Origin of the sequence: Aestuariivita sp., from assembly GCF_049276915.1 — a bacterium.
GTDB lineage: Bacteria > Pseudomonadota > Alphaproteobacteria > Rhodobacterales > Rhodobacteraceae > Aestuariivita.
In genome coordinates, this window is record NZ_JBASXK010000099.1 from 1 (window position 1) to 20,363 (window position 20,363).

Sequence of the window (20,363 nt, forward strand, 5' to 3'; positions counted from 1 at the left end):
GGGGGCTCTGGACAACCCCGATCTGCGGACACCTGCCGTGGCGGATGCTGCCAGCAAGGTTGCGGTGCTGCCCGAGGTGCGTGCGGCGCTGGTGGATTTCCAGCGCGCTTTTGCGCGCCGTTCGGGCGGGGCGGTTCTGGACGGGCGCGATATCGGGACGGTGATCTGCCCGGATGCCGAGGCCAAGCTGTTTGTCACCGCTCGGGCAGAGATCCGCGCGCAGCGCCGTTTCGCGGAATTGCTCGAGCGCGGTCTGGACACCACTTACGAGACGGTTCTGGCAGATGTGCGCGCCCGCGACGCGCGCGACATGGAGCGCCATGAGGCCCCCTTGCGCGTGGCACCGGATGCGGTGGAAATCGACACCTCGGACATGTCGATCGAGGCCGCGATCACGGCGGCCATCCGTGCCATCGAGGCCCAGCGAAACGCCGTATCCTGACCCGTTGATCCTTGCGCCATGCGCGCAGATCGCGCGGCGTCACGAAAACCTGTTTTGTATGACAGAGCGCTCTGCCCCTATCCTGATCGCATCGAGATCGGAAGGGACAGAGAAGGGACAGATATGCGACATGTGATTTTGGCCGGGGCGGTGGCTCTGATCCAGTTGGGCGCGGCCCCGCTTTTGGCGCAAGGCAGCGCGCCTCCGGTCGCTCAGGTCGAACCGCCCATGTCGCTCGAGCGTATGGCTCAGATCCTTTTTGCCCTTGATCCCGACACCCGGCAGGTGGGGCCGTCCTTTGAGCTGACCCTGGCGGATGTGCCGGTTCTGGTGATCACCGATCCCGCATCGGACCGGATGCGGGCCATGGTGCCGATCCGTTCGGCCGACGGTCTGGAACCTGAGGAACTGATGCGGCTGATGCAGGCCAATTTCGATTCCGCTCTGGATGCGCGCTATGCGGTGGCCCGGGGGCGGCTTTGGGGGGTGTTCATCCACCCGCTCTCGCCGCTCAAGCGCGAACAGTTGATTTCGGGGCTGGTGCAGACGGTCAATGTGGCGCGCACCTATGGCCAGAGCTATTCCGGGGGCGCGCAGGTCTTTGGCGGCGGTGACAGCAATGACATCTATCGCGAGCTGCTCGAGGAGCTTTTGAAAAAGGGCGAGGAGCTTTAGTGCGTCAGGGCGCGCTCTGCCAGGTCTCAAGCGCAAAGCCCTTGGCGGTCTCGAACACATCGGGCTGCGTCAGATAAAGCAGATGGCCCTCACCCGGGTAGCCATAGATACGGCTCTGCCCGAGGCTGCGCGCAAACCCCAGGGTCTGTCTGGTGGAAAACACCGGGTCCTGCAGGCCGGTGTAGATCCGCAGGCGCACATGGCTCAGATCAAGCGTGTCGGGAAGCTCCCAGATCTGCAGCTTGCGCGCATGGGCGCGCGCAATCGAGCGATCGGGCGGGCCAAGCCCCCTCTCGCCCTGCTGCATGCGTGCCATATCAAGGATGCGCTGGCGAAAGGCCGGATCCGGGGTGGCCTCTCGCCCGTAGAGCAGGATCTGCCAGTATTCGATCCAGACCGCGAGCGGGTCCAGCGTTCCGGCGCGCCATGCGCTGCGCACCACATCTGACGCCCCGCGCGCCAATGTCGGCAATCCGCCCGCCCTCTCGACCGCCGGAGAGATCGCCGCAACCGGCACGATGCGCGCGCCGTCAATCCGCGAGGCCGCCAGAATGGCGATTGGTGCGCCCGAGGAAAAACCCACCAGCGCGATGTCCTTGTCGGGATGCGCATTGGCAAAAGCCGCGATCTGATCGGCGGCCTGTTCGATATCCAGCGGCTGGGTCAGGTCACGGCCGTCCAGACCTGGAAAGCGGTAATAGGCCGGGGCGAATCCCCCGTCGCGCCAGCCGCGCGCGGGGGCAAACATCTCGACCGAGGCCAGCGCGCCGGGCACGAAGATTACCAGCCTTTCGGCCCGGGCGACATGGCCCGGGTTGAAGACCAGCGGGAAATCCTCGGCCGGCGGCGGTGGCGGGGGGCTGCATCCCATCAGCATGGCCAGCACAAGGCCGGCAAGCGCCCTGCGACGCCAGAAATTCCGTATCAGACGCAGCGCGTTGTCCTCCGTCGCCAGGGATATGCCTCAGCTGTGTTTATAGCCTGGGCCCCGGGGTGATCCAGCTATGCCCCTGCGCGCTGCGCATCGCAAGCCAAGGAATGCCGATCCGCGCTGCGGTGATGACGCGCCCCGGGGCGACGCCGCGCGCGCGAAACGGCAGCCCTGTGCCAAGCTGCGCTGAAACTGGCATTGTTCCCTTGATCCTATGGAAAATAGCGGCTATAGCCCCCCGGTCGAAGCGGCGATCACAGCCGTGCGATCGAGACTTGAGCAGGGTCGGTTTTCAACCGGCCCTTCGTTTTTGGACCCGGCCGCAAGGACGCGCTGCAGACCAACTGAAACCCAAAGACCGGCGGAGACAACCGCATGGCCCGAAAGATGTAAACGTAAAGGAAACCGAGACCGCATGGCTCAGAACACATCTATGGAGGAATTCGAAGCCCTCCTGAACGAAAGCTTCGAAATGGACACACCCGAGGAAGGGTCTGTTGTCAAAGGCAAGGTCATCGCCATCGAGGCGGGACAAGCCATCATCGACGTCGGCTACAAGATGGAAGGCCGCGTTGATCTGAAAGAATTCGCAAATCCCGGTGAAGCTCCCGATATCGCTGTTGGCGATGAGGTGGAAGTCTTCCTGCGCTCGGCTGAAAACAGCCGTGGCGAAGCGGTTATCAGCCGCGAGATGGCCCGCCGCGAAGAAGCCTGGGATCGTCTGGAAAAAGCCTATGCCGACGAAGAGCGTGTCGAAGGCGCGATCTTCAGCCGTGTCAAAGGTGGCTTTACCGTTGATCTGGGTGGCGCGGTTGCGTTCCTGCCCGGTTCTCAGGTTGATGTGCGCCCCGTGCGCGATGCCGGCCCTCTGATGGGTCTCAAGCAGCCGTTCCAGATCCTGAAAATGGACCGTCGTCGTGGCAACATCGTTGTGTCGCGCCGCGCGATCCTGGAAGAAAGCCGCGCCGAACAGCGCGCCGAGGTTATCGGCAACCTGGCCGAAGGTCAGAACGTCGATGGCGTGGTCAAGAACATCACCGAATACGGTGCCTTCGTTGATCTGGGCGGTGTTGACGGTCTGCTGCACGTTACCGATATGGCGTGGCGTCGGATCAATCACCCCTCCGAGATCCTCACGATCGGTGAGACCATCAAGGTGCAGGTGATCAAGATCAACAAGGATACACACCGTATCTCTCTGGGCATGAAGCAGCTTCAGGAAGATCCGTGGGATATCGTTGCTGCCAAGTATCCGCTGAACTCGGTCCACAAGGGCCGCGTGACCAACATCACCGATTACGGCGCATTCGTTGAGCTGGAAGCCGGTGTCGAAGGTCTTGTTCACGTCTCGGAAATGTCCTGGACCAAGAAGAACGTCCACCCCGGCAAGATCGTTTCGACCAGCCAGGAAGTCGACGTCATGGTTCTGGAAATCGACCAGACAAAACGCCGTGTGTCGCTGGGCCTGAAACAGACCCAGCGCAACCCATGGGAAGTGTTTGCAGAAACACACCCCGAGGGCACGCAGGTCGAAGGCGAAGTCAAGAATATCACCGAATTCGGTCTGTTCATTGGCCTGGAAGGCGACATCGACGGCATGGTTCACCTCAGCGACCTGAGCTGGGACGAACGTGGCGAGGACGTGATCCAGAACTATCGCAAGGGCGATATGGTCGAAGCCGTTGTCTTTGAAGTCGACGTCGAGAAAGAGCGTATCTCGCTGTCGATCAAGGCACTGGGTGGCGACAAGTTCGCCGAAGCGGTTGGCGGCGTGAAACGCGGCTCGATCGTGACCGTCGAAGTGACCGCGATCGAAGATGGCGGCATCGAGGTGGAATATGAAGGCATGAAGTCCTTCATCCGCCGTTCGGACCTGAGCCGTGACCGTTCCGAACAGCGCCCCGAGCGTTTCTCGGTTGGTGACAAGGTCGATGTGCGCGTGACCAACGTGGACAGCAAGACCCGCCGCCTGGGCCTTTCGGTCAAAGCGCGTGAGATCGCCGAAGAGAAAGAAGCCGTGCAGCAGTATGGTTCCTCTGACTCGGGCGCATCGCTGGGCGATATCCTGGGTGCCGCGCTCAAGGGCGACGACTAAGCATCCGTCACCGGACTGAAGACAGTGCAGCGGCCCCGCCCGGAAAGGCGGGGCCGTTTGCTTTTGCGAATCAATGGTTTCTCTGCGCTGCGGCGCGGGCGTCCTGCGGGACGCTGTGCTCGAATCGGGTGGTTTTGACGGCTTTGCGCGGGCAATTCCCGGGGATTTCACGATTTTTCCGACACAGAATGGAACAGTTCCCATTTCCGTGATCCCAGATTGAGCTTATAGTTTTTCCTGAGACACGACGCCGAAACACATGGGGGAGACTGCTCGATGATCCGTTCCGAATTGATTCAGAAGATTGCAGACGAAAATCCACATCTTTATCAGCGCGATGTCGAGCGGATTGTGAATACCGTTTTCGAAGAGGTCACCAACGCGATGTCACGCGGCGATCGGGTCGAGCTGCGCGGCTTTGGTGCCTTCTCGGTCAAGAAGCGCGACCAGCGCATGGGCCGCAACCCGCGCACCGGCGAAACCGTGCATGTCGAAGAGAAACACGTGCCGTTCTTCAAGACCGGCAAACTGCTGCGCGACCGGCTGAACGGGAAGTAACCACTGATGCGATACATTCGCTATGCGTTTCTGGCGGTGCTGGCCGTTGTTCTGGTGTCCATCGCCATGGCCAACCGCGCGCCGGTCACATTGCAATTGCTGCCTGAAGGCCTGGCCGAGTTCACCGGGCTTCACCTGCAGATCACGCTGCCTTTGTTCATCATCGTCTTCGGCGGGATCGTTGCCGGTCTGATCATCGGCTTTGTCTGGGAGTGGCTGCGCGAGTACAAGCATCGCCGCGAGGCCAGCGTAAAGACGAAAGAGGCCAAGCGGCTTGAACGCGAAGTCATCCGCCTCAAGGGCGAGCGGGACGAGCAGAAGGACGAGGTTCTGGCACTTCTGGACGAAGCGCGATAACCCTGCGGTCTGATGGTATCTGACATTCCGGTCAAAATCTGCGGTCTGAGCGCACCCGATCACGTGAGCGCGGCGGTGGACGCCGGCGCGCGGTATCTCGGGTTCAACTTCTTTGCCAAATCCCCCCGATATGTGGACCCGGCCAAAGCCGCGGCACTGGCCGCGGAGGTGCCCATCGGCGTGGCCAAGGTTGCGCTGGTGGTGAATGGAACGGACGCGGAGATTGACGCGATCGTCTCCCGGGTGCCGCTGGACATGCTGCAATTGCACGGATCGGAAACGCCCGACCGCGTCGCGCAGGTCAAGGCGCGGTTCGGATTGCCTGTGATGAAGGTGATCGGCGTGGCCGATGCCGGTGATATCGCCGCCATCGATCTTTATGAAGAGGTGGCGGATCAACTGTTGATCGATGCCAAGCCGCCGCGCGATGCCGTGTTGCCGGGGGGCAATGGGTTGACCTTTGACTGGCGTCTGCTGGCGGGGCGAAAATACTGGTCGCGGCCCTGGATGCTGGCGGGCGGTTTGACCCCTGAAAATGTCGCCGAGGCCATCCGTATGACCAGGGCGCGGCAGGTCGATGTCGCGTCGGGCGTGGAAAGCGCGCCGGGTATAAAAGACCGAGACCTGATGATCCGCTTTGTCAAAGCCGCGCGCGCGGCGCTCTGAGCTGGCCCGGTTCGGGTGTTGATTCCGAACGATCTTGACGGATGCGGCGCTCTGCTTCAGGCTTGGCCCATTGAATTCAGTCCCTTTTGCCGAACAAACCGCAGGTGGCATGCCGATGGCACGCGTTCCAAGACAAATCAATTTCACCAAGCTTGTGCATGCGGCCGACAGGACCAAGCAGAAGGTCAAGAAGAACAAGGTCGCGGCCTATCAGAAATGGCAAAAGAAGATCGGCAAGCGCGCCTCGAAGCTGGACCGCTGGGATGTGCTTTTGCGCGATGCCCTCAAGAAAAGCGAGGCCGCACAGAAAAAGCGCGAAGACGAGATGAAGGCACTGGCCGATCTGATGGAGATCGTGACCGGAGCCCATAAGGAACTGAAACTTTACAAGGAAGTTCCGGTAAAGGATTCGCTGCCTCCGCCGCCCAAGAACATCACCAGCCTGCAATCGATCTCGGTCGTGATCGCGGCCTATATTCTCTATCTGGGTGCCGTCAAAGCCTATATGGCGATGGCGAACGCCCTGTCCAAAGAAACCGCCTAGACCCTGCGTTGCGGCTACTGCTTTACCCTGCGCGCGCGTCCCGTTACACCGTTCCTAAGAAGCACAAGGACGCGCGCGATGAATGACCTTTTCAACTCTTTCATGACCGGCCCGGATGAAAACGGCCGCTTTGGCGATTTTGGCGGACGGTTCGTCTCGGAGACGTTGATGCCGCTGATTCTCGAGCTGGAAGAACAGTACGAGCGCGCCAAGACCGATGACAGTTTCTGGGCCGAGATGCATGATCTGTGGACCCATTACGTGGGTCGTCCCAGCCCGCTTTATTTCGCCGAGCGTCTGACCGATCATCTGGGCGGTGCCAAGGTCTATATGAAGCGTGATGAGTTGAACCACACCGGCGCGCACAAGATCAACAACGTGCTGGGCCAGATCATCCTGGCGCGCCGCATGGGCAAGAGCCGGATCATCGCCGAGACCGGCGCGGGTCAGCACGGTGTGGCGACGGCAACGGTCTGTGCCAAGTTCGGACTGAAATGCATCGTCTACATGGGCGCGCATGATGTCGAGCGCCAGGCCCCGAACGTGTTCCGCATGCGGCTTCTGGGGGCCGAAGTCGTGCCTGTGACCTCGGGGCGCGGCACGCTGAAAGACGCGATGAACGACGCGCTGCGCGACTGGGTGACCAATGTGCGCGATACGTTTTACTGCATCGGAACCGTGGCCGGCCCGCACCCCTACCCGGCGATGGTGCGCGATTTCCAGTCGATCATCGGCAAGGAAGCCAAGGAACAGATGCAGGCTGCCGAAGGGCGTCTGCCCGATACGCTGATCGCCGCGATTGGCGGGGGGTCCAACGCGATGGGTCTGTTCTATCCCTTCCTGGACGACAAGGATGTCGGCATCATCGGTGTCGAAGCGGGCGGCAAGGGCGTGAATGAAAAGATGGAGCATTGCGCCTCACTGACTGGTGGGCGCCCCGGCGTTCTGCATGGCAACCGCACTTACCTGTTGCAGGATGATGACGGACAGATCCTTGAAGGGTTCTCGATCTCGGCGGGGCTGGATTATCCCGGCATCGGTCCCGAGCATGCCTGGCTACACGATATCGGACGCGCGCAATATGTCTCGATCACCGATGTCGAGGCGCTTGAGGCGTTTCAGCTGTGTTGCGAGATGGAAGGGATCATTCCCGCGCTGGAACCCAGCCATGCGCTGGCCCATGTGATGAAGATTGCGCCGACCCTGCCCAAAGATCACCTGATCTGCATGAACATGTGCGGGCGGGGCGACAAGGATATCTTTACCGTCGCGCGGGCACTGGGCTTTGACATGGGGGACTTGGGCTGAGCCTTGCTCAGCTGTCCAGCCCGTGCGTCTTGAGAACATCCAGCGGCACGATTTCAAGCGCGCGCGCATGGGTCGAGGCAAGTCTTACGCGCGGCGCACAGCCTTCTTCGGCGGCCTGAAGAAAACGACCTGCACACAGGCACCACTGATCGCCGGGCTTGAGGCCGGCAAAGCCGAACTCGGGGCGCGGGGTGCTGAGGTCATTGCCGACATATTTCGAGAAAGCCAGAAACTCGGCCGTCATCACGGCGCAGACCGTGTGGCTGCCGTGATCGGCGTCGCAGGTGTTGCAATGCCCATCCCGGAAGAACCCTGTCTTGGGCTCGTTCGAACACAGAGCCAGCGTTTCGCCCAGCACATTCAGGCTTTCGTCAGGTGTCATATGCATACCCTTGCTTACTGCGTGGCTCTGGCGATCTTGCGCATCATCTCGACATTGTTGCGATGCACGCCCGGCTCGCGAAACTGAAGATCTGCGGCAGTGGTGACGATCACCACATCCCGCACCTGATCGATATAGAGATATTGTCCGTAAATGCCACGTCCAAGGAATTCGCCAGTCTCGGCACCCACCGGAATCCACCACTGATATCCATAGCCGATCTGGCCTGCCTCGGTCGGGGCGCTGGCCACGGTGGTCTGTGCGATCCAGTCTGCGGGGACGATCTGGCGACCGTTCCATTGACCGTTCTGCGCGATCATCTGGGCAAATCGCGCGTAATCGCGGGTGGTCATGATCAGCCCGCCCAGCACGATGGCCACACCGGCCCCGTCGCTGACAAAGCGCGGCTCGCTTTCCAGACCCAGCGGCACGATGATCTTTTCGCTCATCAGATCGGCCATGGATCGCCCGGTGGCTCCGCGAATGACCATGCCGATCACATGCGTATCCAGCGAGACATAGTTCCAGCGCGCGCCACGCCCCGCGTCGATCTCGGTAAAGCTGGCGGTAAAGTCATCCATCAACCCGCCCAGAGCCAGCACCCGGCCCATGCGCTGGATATCCGAACGCTGATCAAGGTAATCCTCGTCAAACACCACACCGCTTGTCATCTGCAGCACGTTGCGGATCGTGGCCCCGTCATAGGCAGTGCCCGCAAGCTTGGGCGCATATTGCGTCACCGGATCATCCAGAGAGCCGATCGCGCCCTCCTCGAGCAGCACACCGAACAGGGCCGAGACAAAGCTTTTGGCCAGCGACCACGAGATGCGCTGGTCATCGGCGGTGGTGCCGAGATAATAGTCCTCAAACACCACCTCACCACGTTTGAGCACCAAAAGAGAGGTCAGGTCCGCATCCACGATCCAGGCGCTGATCTCGGCTGACATCTCCAGCGGCGGCCCGGCGGGCAGGGGTGTGACAGGGCCATCTCCGCGCGGCACGGCCACGGTGAGAAAGGCGCTTTCCATGTTGGAGAAGTTTTCGACGATACGGTCGGCGTCGAAAAGCGTGACGACGAAGATCAGCCGCTGGATCTGTTCGCGCTTCCAAAACCCGACAACCACCGCCGCCAGAACCAGCATCAGCAGCACGCGCCCAAGCCATTTTCCGAATGTTCGCATCACAGTCCCCCTGTTGTGCGCAGACTAGGTCCAGCCGCGCCCAGTTCAATCGCGACGTGTCGTCAGGGACCTTGCCAGCGCAACCACCTGCCGTGAAAATCGCCCCGTCCCAGCACCATGTGCAGATCACCGGGCCAGAGCCGCAAGGTGATCGCCGCGCCGCCCAGACCGTTCTCATCCCCATCGGTTTCCAATTGCAACCAGCCCAACGGACGGGAGGGTGTTGCGGCCCGGCCGGCCTGTTGAATCAGTGCAGCGCCCCGGCTTTGGGCATCGGTGGGGAAATACTGCCAGGCGACGGTGTTCTGGATCAGATGCAGATGGTCGTCAGGCGCGCTGTTCAGGCGGGTCTCGAGCCAGTCGATGGCATCGCCCTGATCCACATGCCCACTGGCGACCTGTGCGGCCGCGCGGGTCATGTCAAGGCGGAAGGGCTGGTCGGGCCACAGGAAAGCCTGCAGGCGCAGCAGGTCGTCCGGGTCGCGTGGATCAAGAGGCATCAGATCCACGCCGCGCCGTTCTGCGATCACGGGATTGGCTTTGGGTGGCATTGGACCCGTCCAGTCGGGCGAGAGCGTCACCACGGCGTCTTTCGGGCCAAAGCGCGTGCCGTTGATGCACAGCGCATAGCGATCCCAGATCAGGTTCAGCCCGCCCGAGGCACCCAGTTCAGACAGCCGGATCGGCAGGTCGAACTGCCGTGCGGCCACATGCGCTCCGGCAATCAGGGCGGCAGAGCGGCGCAATTCGTTGGTTTGAGGCGGGCTGTCGATCCAGTCGGTCAGGAAGACCGCGTGGCGGTCGAGCGCGGCGAGAAGGCCGACGCGAAACCCTGCCTCCTCGGGCTGCGCAGGGGGATAGAGGTCGGTCAGATCAGGGTCCACCTGCCTGAGAACAAGCGCGTGCAGCCCTCCTGCGATGCGCAAAGGCAGGGAACTGCCCGATGGTCCGATTGCCCCGTCAAACTGGCGGCATCTGGCGGCAAGGGGGCCGGTGTCGGGCCAGATGTCGGCAAGCGTGCGAAAAAGCCGCTCCATGAAGGGCGAGCCGAGGTTGCCGCAGGAGGTGGCTTGTGCATGAAACGCGTCGCGCAGCGCGCTCACCGGAACTTGTCCATAAGGCGTTGCATAGCATTTCGCGTATCCGGCTCGGGCGCGGGCTCGGGTTCGGGCGTTTTGGTGCCGGCCTTGGGTTTGGAGGTGCTGGAGCGCGGCGGGCTGGTGCGCAGGGCGAGCGCATTGAGGAACTTGGCGCTGTCGCCTGCCGCCAGATGTGGCGCGCCATCCGACAAGCCGTGCAGCACATCCTCAAGCCAGTCCTGATCGGCCTTGGCAAAATCATGCAGCACATAATGCGAGACCAGATCCTTGCGCCCCGGATGCCCGATGCCCAGGCGCACACGTGTGTAGTCTTCGCCGATATGCCCATGCAGCGATCGCAGACCGTTATGGCCCGCATGTCCGCCGCCCTGTTTGACACGCACCTTGCCGGGGGCCAGATCAAGCTCGTCGTGAAAGACGGTGATATCTGCGGGCGTCAGCTTGTAAAAGCGCATCGCCTCGCCCACGGATTGCCCCGACAGGTTCATGAAGGTTTCCGGTTTGAGCAGGAGCACCTTTTCCCCACCCAGCCGCCCTTCGGTCAACTGGCCCTGAAACTTGCTGCGCCATGGCGCAAAGCCGTGATCACCGGCGATCCGGTCCAGGGCCATGAAGCCGATGTTGTGCCGGGTTGCGGCATATTTTGACCCCGGGTTGCCGAGCCCTACAAACAGTTGCATGGTCTGCCCTGTGAATTCCTGAGTTTTTCGGGATATGCCCTGAAACTGCGCCAGATTCCAGAAGAGGCTGCAATGTATCTGACAATGAACCGGTTCAAAGTGTACCCGGACAAGGTCGAGGCGTTCGAAGCGCTTTGGCTCAAACGCGACAGCCATCTGAAATCAGTGCCCGGTTTCATCTCGTTTCATCTGATGCGCGGGCCCGAGGGCGCGGATCATGTGCTCTATGCGTCGCACACCGCCTGGGCGGATGAAGAGGCGTTTCAGGGATGGACCAAATCCGAGGCCTTTCGCGCCGCCCACAAGGGAGCCGGCGGGAGCCGGGACTTGTATCTTGAGCCTCCGGCGCTGGAGATTTTCGAAACCGTGCAGGAACTGACCTGAGGCGGGCACGAAAAAGGGGGCCTCCGGGGCCCCCTGATCCACACTCCTGACAGGCAGGAATTATTCTTCGTCAGCGGCCTCTTCGCCGCTGTCGTCGCTGGCTTCGTTATCGGCCGAACGCAGACCCGAGGGGGCCTGGACGTTGGCGATCACGAAATCACGATCGATGGTCGGCTTTGTGCCTGCGGGCAGCGGGATTGCCGAGATGGTGATGGTGTCACCGATGTTGAGACCGCTCAGGTCGGCGACAACCTTTTCAGGGATTTCCCCTGCGGTGACCATCAGCTCGATCTCGGGACGCACGACAGTGAGAACGCCGCCTTTTTTCAGACCGGGTGCTGCAGCTTCGTTCACGAATTCAACCGGGATGAACAGGTTGATCTTGGTGGTGCGGCGCAGGCGCATGAAGTCGACATGCGTCGGCAGGTCCTTGACCACATCGCGCTGAACGTCGCGGCAGATGACGCGGACGTCTTCTTGGCCTTCGACCTTCAGGTTGAACAGTGTCGACTTGAACCGACCTGCTCTCAGGCGCTTGAGCAGCGCGTTGAAGGGAAGATTGATCGGCAGCGGGTCTGCGTCGCCACCAAAAACAATCCCCGGAACCATGCCGGCACGACGTGCCTGACGAGCGGCGCCCTTGCCTGTCCCCGTCCGTTCCAGGGCTACGAGATCAGGAATCTCTCCAGCCATAGTATATCTCCAATGTATAAGGGCAGGGTGCCTCCAAGGCTGTCACCCCGCGTGAAGCCGCGCATATAGACGGTTTGCCCTTGTTTGGAAAGGGCTTTTGCTTGCACTGGTCCTGCCCGCATGCGACAGGCTCGGACATGCCTTTTCTGACCCCCACTCCCGGCCTGCGCGCCCCGGCACTTGCCTTCATCGCGCAAGGAATGGTCTGGGCGAGTTTTGCCGCGCAGGTTCCCGTGATCAAGGCGCAGATCGGGGCATCGGATGCCACCTTCGGCCTGGTGTTCCTGCTTGGCTCGCTTGGGGCGATTGCCTCGGTCTGGATCGCGCCGGTGGTGGATCGCTGGCTTGGGGCGCAGTCTGTCTTGGTGACCTCGGCCCTGCTGGGGCTGGCGTTCCTGTTTCTGGCGATCTCACCGAATGTGCCGGTCTTCATCCTTGTATTCCTGATGGTTTCTGCGGTTTCGGGCGTGTCTGACATCGTGATGAACGCGCGCACTTCCGAGGTCGAGGGGGTGGTGCAGCGCTCACTGATGAATCTCAACCATGCGGCGTTTTCCTTTGCCTATGCGGGCACGGCGGTGCTGACGGGGATTGCGCGCGAAGCCGGGTTCACGCCGCTGGCGGTGTTCCTGGTGGTGGCGGGCATCATCCTTGTGATGTGCGTGTTCATGCGCGCGCCCCATGCCGAGCTGACGGCAGAAGACCTGAACGCGCCGCTAGCCCTGCCCACCGGTTTGGTGTGGATTGGCGGTCTTGTGGTTCTGGCGTCCTTTTTCACCGAATCGGCGGTCGAGGGCTGGTCGGCCCTGTTGATCGAACGCGAGTTGGGCGGAGATGCCACCGCAGGTGCCCTGGGCCCGGCCGTCCTGGGCCTGACCATGGGGGTGGGGCGGCTGTTTGGCCATATGCTGACCCGCTATATTCCCGACACCACGCTGATCACGGTGGCCTGCCTGATGGCATCCCTTGGCTCGGCCCTGGCCGCGATGGCCGAGACCCCGCTGGTCGCGCAGGTGGGATTTGGCATTTTGGGATTGGGGATTTCCCTGGTCTTGCCGTTGACCATGGGCATCGTGGGGCGCAGCGTGCCGGCGCGTCAGCGGGTGACGGCTCTGGCGCGGGCCTCGGCCATTGGCTACGCCGCCTTCGTCTTTGGGCCGATGATCATGGGTGCCGTGGCCCAGAGCGTGTCTTTGTCGGCCGCATATCTGCTGGTCTCGGTGATGATGGTGGGCGTTGCGGCGTTCCTGATTCCGCTGCTTGCGCGGCGCTTACGCCTCGCCCAGCCGGAACTCTAAGGCACCGTCAGCCGCCATCAGCTGATCATAGAGTCGAAACTCGTCCGCGCGCGCGGCGCGCAGTTTGGCGCGGGTGGCCGGTTCCAGATCGGCCTGGGTTTTCGGCGAGACGTTCCTGGTCTTGAAATCCAGAGGGGTGTCGAAACGCTCTTCCAGAAACCCCTGGAAGCGGGGGTGGTTTTCATAGGCAAAGAGCCTGTGCACCAGCACATCGCCGCCGCGTGAGGTCAGGAACTTGAACTGGCTGCCGACGCTGGCATGCGGCGGGGGATCGTCCGAGATCAGATCAAGGATGAACTGGTCAAAGCTGATCCCGGCTGTGGTCTTGTCCGATCCGCGCAGATCGGCGGAAGTGCGGTAGCGATACCAGCTGGAGAGCTGGTCTTCGGGTTCGCGCATCACCGAGACCCGGTCCGGGCGCAGGTTGAAGGTGCTGTCCAGAAACGGGGCCACCCGGTTGTGAAAGGCGCGTGCGGGCATATGTTTGCGCCGCTTGGCAAAGATGATGTCCGCGCGGGGTTTCAACGCCATTTCCACAGCGGTCGTGCCGGTTTTGGGCTGGGCCAGATAGGCCAGGTTCTGGGCTGTGAAAATCAGCATCTGACTTGGCTCCGGGGTGGGGGTGTCACTGTTGCCAGCGCCCTTCGAAGCCTTCCGGCACCAGCAGGTTGTGGCGGCCAAGATTGCCGACCAGCCGTTCACCGCACAGCGCCATGGTGACATCCAGTTCCTTGTGAATGATCTCGAGCGATTTTGTCACGCCCTTCTGGCCCATCGCGCCCAGACCATACACGAAGGCGCGCCCGATATAGGTGCCTTTGGCCCCCATCGCGACGGCTTTGAGCACGTCCTGTCCCGAGCGGATCCCGCTGTCGAGATGGACTTCCACCTTGTCTCCCACCGCGTCGAGGATCTGCGGCAACATGCGGATCGAGCTGAGCGCGCCGTCCAGCTGACGCCCGCCATGGTTGGACACGACGATCGCATCGGCCCCCAGTTTGGCCGCCATCTTGGCGTCTTCGGCATCCAGAATGCCTTTGAGGATGACCTTGCCCCCCCACATTTCCATCAGCTTTTCGACTTTCTTCCAGTCCAGGCTCAGATCGAACTGTTCCGCCGTCCAGGCCCCCAATGAGGAGGCATCCGAGATGCCCTGGACATGGCCTACGATATTGCCGAACTCGCGGCGCTTGGCGCTGAGCATCTCGATGCCCCAGGACCATTTGGTCATCAGGTTGGCGATGGTTTTCGGGGTGAGTTTCGGCGGGGCCGAAAGACCGTTCTTGAGATCCTTGTGGCGCTGGCCAAGGATCTGCAGATCAAGCGTGATCACCAGGGCCGAGCATTTGGCATCCTTGGCGCGCTGGATCAGGCGGCGGACATAGTCTTCGTCCTTCATGGTATAAAGCTGGAACCAGAAGGGTTTGGAGGTATAGCCGGCCACATCCTCGATCGAGTTGATCGACATGGTCGAGAGGGTAAAGGGGACGCCAAAGCGCTCTGCCGCGCGCGCGGCTTTCATCTCGCCATCGGCATGTTGCATGCCCGTCAGGCCCACAGGGGCCAGGGCCACGGGCATGGTCACGTCATGGCCGATCATCTGCGCGGCGGTCGAGCGGTCCGACATATCGACGGCAACGCGCTGGCGCAGGCGGATCTGGTCGAAATCCGAGGAATTGTCGCGAAAGGTCTGTTCGGTCCAACTGCCGCTTTCGGCGTAATCATAAAACATCCGGGGCACGCGGCGTTCATAGATGCGGCGCAGATCTTCGATGGAGGTAATGACGGCCATGATGGTCCCTTTCACTGGTGTGAATTGGTTAGCAAGCGGAACGTGCATTCTCAATGTGCAAGATTGTCTTTCTCTTGACATAGGTCGATATTATTCTTACTAGTCCGATATCGTATTAGTTTGGAGATGATTTCATGACCCTGTCCCGTAGAAAGACCCTCGCCCTGATTGGAGGGGGCACTGTTTTCGCCGCCAGCGCCGCAGCCGGCTTTGCCGTCACCCGGATGCCCGAAGCCGCCATTGCCCCCTGGGCGGCTGCCGGCGGATATGCAGATCCGCGTCTGCGCGCGTTGAGCTATGCGATTCTTGCACCCAATCCGCATAACCGGCAGCCCTGGAAGGTGGATGTGTCCCAACCCGGTGAGGTGACGCTTTATGCCGATACCGACAGGCTCTTGCCCCATACCGATCCGTTCAGCCGTCAGATCGTGATTGGCCTGGGCTGTTTTCTGGAGGTGATGGCCCTGGCCGCAGCGCAGGATGGATATGCTGTGGAGATAACAGTCTTTCCCGAAGGCGAGGACGCCACGGCCCTGGATGGGCGGCCGGTTGCGCAGTGCCGCTTCATCGAGGGTGGGGCGCAGCCCGATCCCTTGTTCGCGCAGGTGCCCATGCGCCGCTCGTTGAAAGAGCCCTTTGACGAAACGCGCCCGGTTGCGCGCGCGGTTCTGGATCAGGTGCTGGCGGTGGCGCGCGACACCCGCGTGGCGGGATCGGTGGAACCGCGCGATATTGCCGAGTTGCGCGCGTTGAGCCATGCGGCCCTCAGGATCGAGGTCGAGACGCCGCATACCTACAAGGAAAGCGTCGATCTGTTCCGGATCGGGCGCCGGGAAGTGAATGCCAATCCGGACGGAATCGATTTTTCCGGCCCGATGTTCGAGGCGATGGCCCTTACCGGGACATTCTCGCGGGAGGCGGCGCTGAACCGCGAGAGCATGGCTTATAGCGAGGGCATGAAGGCGATCTTTGCCAATACCGATACGGCCATGGGTCATCTGTGGCAGATCAGCCTGTCCAACAGCCGGGGCGATCAGATCGCCTCGGGGCGCGATTGGGTGCGTCTGAACCTGGCGGCCACGTCGCTGGGGCTGGGTATGCAGCCGCTGAGCCAGGCCTTGCAGGAATATCCCGAAATGGCACAGCTTTATGCGCAGATACACGACAGGCTGGCCCCCGAAGGCGGGATCGTGCAAATGTTCGCGCGTATCGGATATGGGCCCGAGGTGCCCGCCAGCCCGCGCTGGGCATTGGAGGAGAAGATTGTCGGATAAAGGGCAGGTGAACCCGGGGGCGTTGTTCGAGTTGTTCAACGAGATCGGGATCATCGAACAGCTGAGCCGGACGACTTTGGAGGCGCGATTGCCCAAGGGGCTGATCGCGCCCCATTTTGCCGTGCTCAACCATCTGATCCGGGTTGCGGACGGGCGCACCCCGGTCGAGCTGGCGCGCGCCTTTCAGGTGCCCAAGACATCGATGACGCATACGGTCTCGGGGCTGGAAAGGCACGGTCTGGTGACGGTGCGGCCCAACCCCAATGACGGGCGCAGCAAATGCGTGTGGATCACCGAGGCCGGGCGGGGTCTGCGTGAGCGGGTGATCGGGGAGCTGATGCCCGAATTCCGTGGCATGCTGGAGGTGTTCGAGCCTGAGCGGTTGATGTCGGTCTTGCCGGTGCTGCGCGAATTGCGGATGTTTCTGGACCAGCAGCGCAACGGCGAGCCGCCGCGCGACCGGGCATTTCGGGATCCGGCGTGAGGGGTTTTTCCGGCAGCGCTGCGCCTTTGGCATGGGACGGGCATTTCCCGTATTTGAAGCAAGAAGAAGCAGGGGAGCGCTGCATTGTATTTTGACGATATGCCGGTTGGATTTTGCTATGAGACGGGCTCGAGGACCCTGGACGCGGAGGCGATCAAGCGCTTTGCGCGCGAATGGGACCCGCAGCCGTTTCATCTGGATGAAGAGGCGGCCAAGGCATCGCCCTATGGCGGGCTGATCGCCAGCGGGTTTCACACGATTCTGACGGCTTTCACGCTGACGCTGGAGGCAAGCGACTGGTCGGACAGCTCGATGGGTTCGCCCGGGATGGAAACCGTGCGTTGGATCAAGCCGGTCTATGCCGGGGACAGCCTGCGCGTGAAGGCCGAGGTGGTGGGGTCAAAGGCGTCGCGCTCGAAGCCGGATCGTGGCTTTGTCGATGTGCAATATGACATCTACAATCAGGACGACGTGATGGTCGCGGCCTATCGCGCCAGCCACATGCTGAAGCGCCGTCAGGCCGAGTGAGCGCCCTCGGCCAAGCCTCGCACGAAGTCGAGCACCTCGGGAACCGATTTGCCCGCGCCGATCTGGGCGACAATGGCCGAGCCGACCACGGCACCGTCGGCCACCTGTGCGATGGTTCTGGCGCGCTCGGGCGTGGTGATGCCAAAGCCCACGATCACGGGCAGATCGGTTTGTGACTTGATGCGCGCCACTTCGGGGCCGACATCCGTGGCCTGTGCTTCGGCGGCACCGGTGATGCCGGTGATCGAGACATAATAGACAAAGCCGGAGGTGTTTTGCAGCACGCGCGGCAGGCGTTTGTCATCGGTGGTGGGTGTGGCCAGGCGGATGAAGTTCAGACCGGCCTTCTGGGCGGGGACGCAGAGTTCGGCGTCTTCTTCGGGGGGCAGATCGACGATGATCAGCCCGTCGATGCCGGCCTCTTTGGCTTGTGTGAGAAACAGATCGACGCCGCGGCTGTAGATCGGGTTGTAATAGCCCATCAGCACGATGGGCGTGGTATCATCGTCGGCGCGAAAATCGCGCACCATCTGCAGGGTCTTGTCCAGCGTCATGCCGCCTTCCAGGGCGCGCTGACCGGCGCGCTGGATGGTGAGGCCATCGGCCATGGGGTCGGTGAAGGGCAGGCCCAGTTCGATGATGTCCACGCCAGCACCCGGCAGGCCCTTGACGATCTCAAGGGAGGTGGCCACGTCCGGGTCTCCGGCCATGATGTAGGAGACAAAAGCCTTGCGCCCTGCGGCGGTCAGCTCGGCGAATTTTGCGTCAATGCGGGTCATGTGGTCTGGTCCTTGAAGCCGGGTCGGTTCGTCCTGCCAAAAGGGCGCGGGGAAATCAATCACGTCTTTCGTCTGTGTGGCGCTTGCGGCGACACGGACAAGAGCCTAGAAGGCGCGCGACCCTTGTGACCGGGAGGCTGAGATGGGCTTCAAGATGGGAATCGTGGGCTTGCCGAATGTGGGCAAGTCGACCTTGTTCAATGCGTTGACCCGCACGGCCGCAGCGCAGGCGGCGAATTTCCCGTTCTGCACGATCGAGCCCAATGTCGGCGAGGTGTCGGTGCCGGATGCGCGGCTGGACAAACTGGCCGAGATCGCCGGGTCCAAGCAGATCATCCCGACGCGGATGACATTCGTGGATATTGCGGGCCTCGTCAAAGGAGCCTCGAAGGGGGAGGGGCTGGGCAACCAGTTTCTGGCCAATATCCGCGAGGTTGACGCCATCGCCCATGTGCTGCGCTGTTTCGAGGATGGCGATGTGACCCATGTGGAGGGGCGTGTCGATCCGGTGGCGGATGCCGAGACCATCGAGACCGAGCTGATGCTGGCCGATCTGGAGAGCATCGAAAAGCGTTTGCAGAACATCGTGCGCAAGGTGCGCGGTGGCGACAAGGATGCCGTGCAGCAGCAACGCCTGATGGAAGCGGCCAAGGCGGCCCTGGAAGACGGGCGACCGGCGCGCACGGTCGAGGTGGACAGCGAAGACCTCAGGGCGTGGAGCCTGTTGCAGCTGTTGACGACAAAGCCCGTGCTTTACGTCTGCAATGTCGCGGAATCCGAAGCGGCCGAGGGCAATGCCCATTCCCGGGCCGTGGCCGAGATGGCGGCGGCTCAGGGCAATGCGCATGTCATCATCAGCGCCCGGATCGAAGAAGAACTTGCACAGCTTGAGCGCGAAGAAGCCGAGATGTTTCTGGAAGAGATGGGGCTGAGCGAGGCAGGTCTGGATCGTCTGATCCGTGCGGGATATGCGCTGTTGCACCTGCAGACCTATTTCACCGCAGGTCCCAAGGAGGCGCGCGCCTGGACGATCCCGAGCGGCGCGACTGCGCCTCAGGCCGCAGGCGTGATCCATGGCGATTTCGAACGCGGCTTTATCCGCGCCGAGACGATTGCCTTCGAGGATTTCGTGGCGCTGGGCGGCGAGCAGGCGGCCAAGGAGGCGGGCAAGATGCGCGCCGAGGGCAAGGGCTATGTCGTCAAGGACGGCGACGTGCTGCACTTCCTGTTCAACACCTGAACCGAAACGCGCGCCCCGTGCCAGGGACGCGCGCCGCTTGGGGTGAGCACTCGGGCTTAACGGCGGCCGGATTCAAAATTTGGATGGGGTGAGCCGAACTTCTTGTTGAACATCTTGGCCTCTGGGGATTTCGCACCTGCCGAGGTGCTTTTGCTTGACACGGTCTGGCCGGTTTCGTGGCCAAGTGGGGCGGAATAGGTTTTCAGATCATCAAACCCGCGATCAGAGCCGGGCGCGCCGGCAAAGGCCGGCAGGCTGAGGCTTGTGGCGAGGAGTGCGGCTGCGGCAAGCAGGATGGGTTTCATTGTCTTTCCTCCAGGTTGCGGCCCTTGGGATGCTGGGGCCGGTAAAGTGAGGCAGATATGCACGCCGTTTCGACATCCGGCAAAACACAAGTGCTCACCGGGCCGTGGCATCGCGTCAGACGGATGTGATGCGGGGGGCGGGTATCATATTCCTGTTTGATGAAACCTATGTATAACAGGTTCTTGCGATGTTCTTGGCCTGTGAATTCACGGCCAGATCACTCACGTTTCACTGTTGCGCGATCGCGTCGCGACAGACGTGACGCGCGCAACTGCCGCAGGGCCAGCGCCTGATTTCTGGGAAAACCGTGCAGGCGCTGGCGCAAGATCGGTTCCGGGTCGGGTCACGTATTTCTCTTGGCGACGGGGCAAATTAGGCATTGTTTCCTCAGGCTGATCCGCATAAACCCACCGGCGGAGACGTGGCCGAGTGGTCGAAGGCGCTCCCCTGCTAAGGGAGTAGGCCCGGAAGGGTCTCGTGGGTTCGAATCCCATCGTCTCCGCCACAAACCGTCCGAGACGGTGTGGCAAAGTCCACAAAAGCCTTGATTTCAAAGGGTGTTGGCAGCTACCCAGTCCATCAGTGTCCGCGCTGGCCCCACCCGATCCGGTGCGCTCAGGTGGCGGCTCGGATGGTGAGCGATGAGAACAGGACAGATCCACAAGC

The 20,363-nt window shown here is 61.9% G+C and carries 24 protein-coding genes and 1 tRNA gene; 15 read left to right on the forward strand and 10 right to left on the reverse strand.

What is annotated here, in order from left to right; translation table 11 throughout:
- Together WAO69_RS10765 and WAO69_RS10770 are read left to right on the forward strand one after the other, a co-directional pair.
- Positions 1-442: (d)CMP kinase (locus WAO69_RS10765; RefSeq protein WP_422178901.1), on the forward strand; the 442-nt coding region annotated here is incomplete at its 5' end.
- 123 nt (positions 443-565) lie between these two features.
- The gene (locus WAO69_RS10770) at positions 566-1,117 is read left to right on the forward strand and encodes a hypothetical protein (protein WP_422178903.1); all 552 of its coding nucleotides are present in this window, start codon (positions 566-568) and stop codon (positions 1,115-1,117) included.
- A 4-nt stretch (positions 1,118-1,121) separates the two neighbouring features.
- Here WAO69_RS10770 and WAO69_RS10775 read toward each other — a convergent pair whose 3' ends face one another.
- A complete protein-coding gene (locus WAO69_RS10775; protein WP_422178905.1) occupies positions 1,122-1,988 on the reverse strand; it encodes an alpha/beta hydrolase in 867 nt (288 codons plus the stop codon).
- A gap of 475 nt (positions 1,989-2,463) precedes the next feature.
- On the opposite strand from WAO69_RS10775, the gene rpsA reads away from it, so the two are divergent.
- The 6 genes from rpsA to trpB all read left to right on the forward strand — a co-directional run bounded on the left by rpsA (position 2,464) and on the right by trpB (position 7,576).
- Positions 2,464-4,143: a 30S ribosomal protein S1 gene (rpsA, locus tag WAO69_RS10780; protein ID WP_422178907.1), complete on the forward strand. Its 1,680-nt coding sequence runs from the start codon at positions 2,464-2,466 to the stop codon at positions 4,141-4,143.
- Positions 4,144-4,419: 276 nt separating this feature from the next.
- Positions 4,420-4,701: an integration host factor subunit beta gene (gene ihfB / locus WAO69_RS10785; RefSeq protein ID WP_422178909.1), complete on the forward strand. Its 282-nt coding sequence runs from the start codon at positions 4,420-4,422 to the stop codon at positions 4,699-4,701.
- Positions 4,702-4,707: 6 nt separating this feature from the next.
- Positions 4,708-5,058, forward strand: a complete 351-nt coding sequence (locus WAO69_RS10790; protein ID WP_422178911.1) for a LapA family protein — start codon at positions 4,708-4,710, stop codon at positions 5,056-5,058.
- Between the two features lie 12 nt (positions 5,059-5,070).
- Positions 5,071-5,724 carry a phosphoribosylanthranilate isomerase gene (locus WAO69_RS10795; RefSeq protein WP_422178913.1) on the forward strand — a complete coding sequence of 218 codons (654 nt, stop codon included), beginning with the start codon at positions 5,071-5,073 and terminating at the stop codon, positions 5,722-5,724.
- Between the two features lie 115 nt (positions 5,725-5,839).
- On the forward strand, positions 5,840-6,268 hold the full coding sequence (locus tag WAO69_RS10800; protein WP_422178915.1) for a hypothetical protein: 429 nt from the start codon (positions 5,840-5,842) through the stop codon (positions 6,266-6,268).
- A gap of 78 nt (positions 6,269-6,346) precedes the next feature.
- Complete coding sequence (trpB, locus tag WAO69_RS10805; protein WP_422178917.1) at positions 6,347-7,576, forward strand: tryptophan synthase subunit beta; 1,230 nt, start codon at positions 6,347-6,349, stop codon at positions 7,574-7,576.
- A gap of 7 nt (positions 7,577-7,583) precedes the next feature.
- Here trpB and WAO69_RS10810 read toward each other — a convergent pair whose 3' ends face one another.
- From WAO69_RS10810 to pth, 4 genes are all read right to left on the reverse strand, one after another.
- On the reverse strand, positions 7,584-7,958 hold the full coding sequence (locus WAO69_RS10810; protein WP_422178919.1) for a DUF2237 family protein: 375 nt from the start codon (positions 7,956-7,958) through the stop codon (positions 7,584-7,586).
- A 14-nt stretch (positions 7,959-7,972) separates the two neighbouring features.
- Positions 7,973-9,139, reverse strand: a complete 1,167-nt coding sequence (locus WAO69_RS10815) for a serine hydrolase domain-containing protein (protein ID WP_422178921.1) — start codon at positions 9,137-9,139, stop codon at positions 7,973-7,975.
- A gap of 62 nt (positions 9,140-9,201) precedes the next feature.
- Complete coding sequence (locus WAO69_RS10820) at positions 9,202-10,242, reverse strand: DUF2332 domain-containing protein (RefSeq protein ID WP_422178923.1); 1,041 nt, start codon at positions 10,240-10,242, stop codon at positions 9,202-9,204.
- Positions 10,239-10,919, reverse strand: coding sequence for an aminoacyl-tRNA hydrolase (gene pth / locus WAO69_RS10825; RefSeq protein WP_422178925.1), 681 nt, complete (start codon positions 10,917-10,919; stop codon positions 10,239-10,241). Before pth ends, WAO69_RS10820 begins: the two co-directional genes overlap by 4 nt.
- Positions 10,920-10,991: 72 nt before the next feature.
- Here pth and WAO69_RS10830 point away from each other — a divergent pair, with 72 nt between their 5' ends.
- A complete protein-coding gene (locus tag WAO69_RS10830; protein WP_422178947.1) occupies positions 10,992-11,303 on the forward strand; it encodes an antibiotic biosynthesis monooxygenase family protein in 312 nt (103 codons plus the stop codon).
- A gap of 60 nt (positions 11,304-11,363) precedes the next feature.
- Here WAO69_RS10830 and WAO69_RS10835 read toward each other — a convergent pair whose 3' ends face one another.
- Positions 11,364-11,996, reverse strand: coding sequence for a 50S ribosomal protein L25/general stress protein Ctc (locus tag WAO69_RS10835; protein WP_422178927.1), 633 nt, complete (start codon positions 11,994-11,996; stop codon positions 11,364-11,366).
- 137 nt (positions 11,997-12,133) lie between these two features.
- Here WAO69_RS10835 and WAO69_RS10840 point away from each other — a divergent pair, with 137 nt between their 5' ends.
- Complete coding sequence (locus WAO69_RS10840; protein WP_422178929.1) at positions 12,134-13,294, forward strand: MFS transporter; 1,161 nt, start codon at positions 12,134-12,136, stop codon at positions 13,292-13,294.
- Here the strand turns inward: WAO69_RS10840 and WAO69_RS10845 are convergent.
- Both WAO69_RS10845 and WAO69_RS10850 read right to left on the reverse strand, forming a co-directional pair.
- Positions 13,268-13,894 carry a hypothetical protein gene (locus WAO69_RS10845; RefSeq protein ID WP_422178931.1) on the reverse strand — a complete coding sequence of 209 codons (627 nt, stop codon included), beginning with the start codon at positions 13,892-13,894 and terminating at the stop codon, positions 13,268-13,270. The genes WAO69_RS10840 and WAO69_RS10845 overlap by 27 nt on opposite strands.
- A 25-nt stretch (positions 13,895-13,919) precedes the next feature.
- Positions 13,920-15,086 (reverse strand): alpha-hydroxy acid oxidase, encoded by a 1,167-nt coding sequence (locus WAO69_RS10850; protein ID WP_422178933.1) that lies wholly within the window; start codon positions 15,084-15,086, stop codon positions 13,920-13,922.
- A gap of 134 nt (positions 15,087-15,220) precedes the next feature.
- On the opposite strand from WAO69_RS10850, the gene WAO69_RS10855 reads away from it, so the two are divergent.
- The 3 genes from WAO69_RS10855 (at position 15,221) to WAO69_RS10865 (ending at position 17,372) form a co-directional block, all read left to right on the forward strand.
- Complete coding sequence (locus WAO69_RS10855; protein WP_422178935.1) at positions 15,221-16,360, forward strand: Acg family FMN-binding oxidoreductase; 1,140 nt, start codon at positions 15,221-15,223, stop codon at positions 16,358-16,360.
- Positions 16,350-16,844 (forward strand): MarR family winged helix-turn-helix transcriptional regulator, encoded by a 495-nt coding sequence (locus tag WAO69_RS10860; protein WP_422178937.1) that lies wholly within the window; start codon positions 16,350-16,352, stop codon positions 16,842-16,844. The genes WAO69_RS10855 and WAO69_RS10860 overlap by 11 nt, the downstream gene beginning before the upstream one ends.
- An 84-nt stretch (positions 16,845-16,928) precedes the next feature.
- A complete protein-coding gene (locus WAO69_RS10865; protein ID WP_422178939.1) occupies positions 16,929-17,372 on the forward strand; it encodes a MaoC family dehydratase in 444 nt (147 codons plus the stop codon).
- Here WAO69_RS10865 and trpA read toward each other — a convergent pair.
- Positions 17,360-18,151 (reverse strand): tryptophan synthase subunit alpha, encoded by a 792-nt coding sequence (gene trpA / locus WAO69_RS10870; RefSeq protein WP_422178941.1) that lies wholly within the window; start codon positions 18,149-18,151, stop codon positions 17,360-17,362. The genes WAO69_RS10865 and trpA overlap by 13 nt on opposite strands.
- A gap of 142 nt (positions 18,152-18,293) precedes the next feature.
- Between trpA and ychF the strand changes: the two genes are divergently transcribed.
- Complete coding sequence (gene ychF, locus WAO69_RS10875) at positions 18,294-19,391, forward strand: redox-regulated ATPase YchF (protein ID WP_422178943.1); 1,098 nt, start codon at positions 18,294-18,296, stop codon at positions 19,389-19,391.
- A 56-nt stretch (positions 19,392-19,447) separates the two neighbouring features.
- On the opposite strand, the gene WAO69_RS10880 is transcribed toward ychF, so the two are convergent.
- Entirely contained in the window at positions 19,448-19,696 is a 249-nt protein-coding gene (locus WAO69_RS10880; RefSeq protein ID WP_422178945.1) for a hypothetical protein, read from the reverse strand.
- 416 nt (positions 19,697-20,112) lie between these two features.
- Between WAO69_RS10880 and WAO69_RS10885 the strand changes: the two genes are divergently transcribed.
- Positions 20,113-20,202, forward strand: a tRNA-Ser gene (locus tag WAO69_RS10885).
- Positions 20,203-20,363 lie beyond the last annotated feature (161 nt).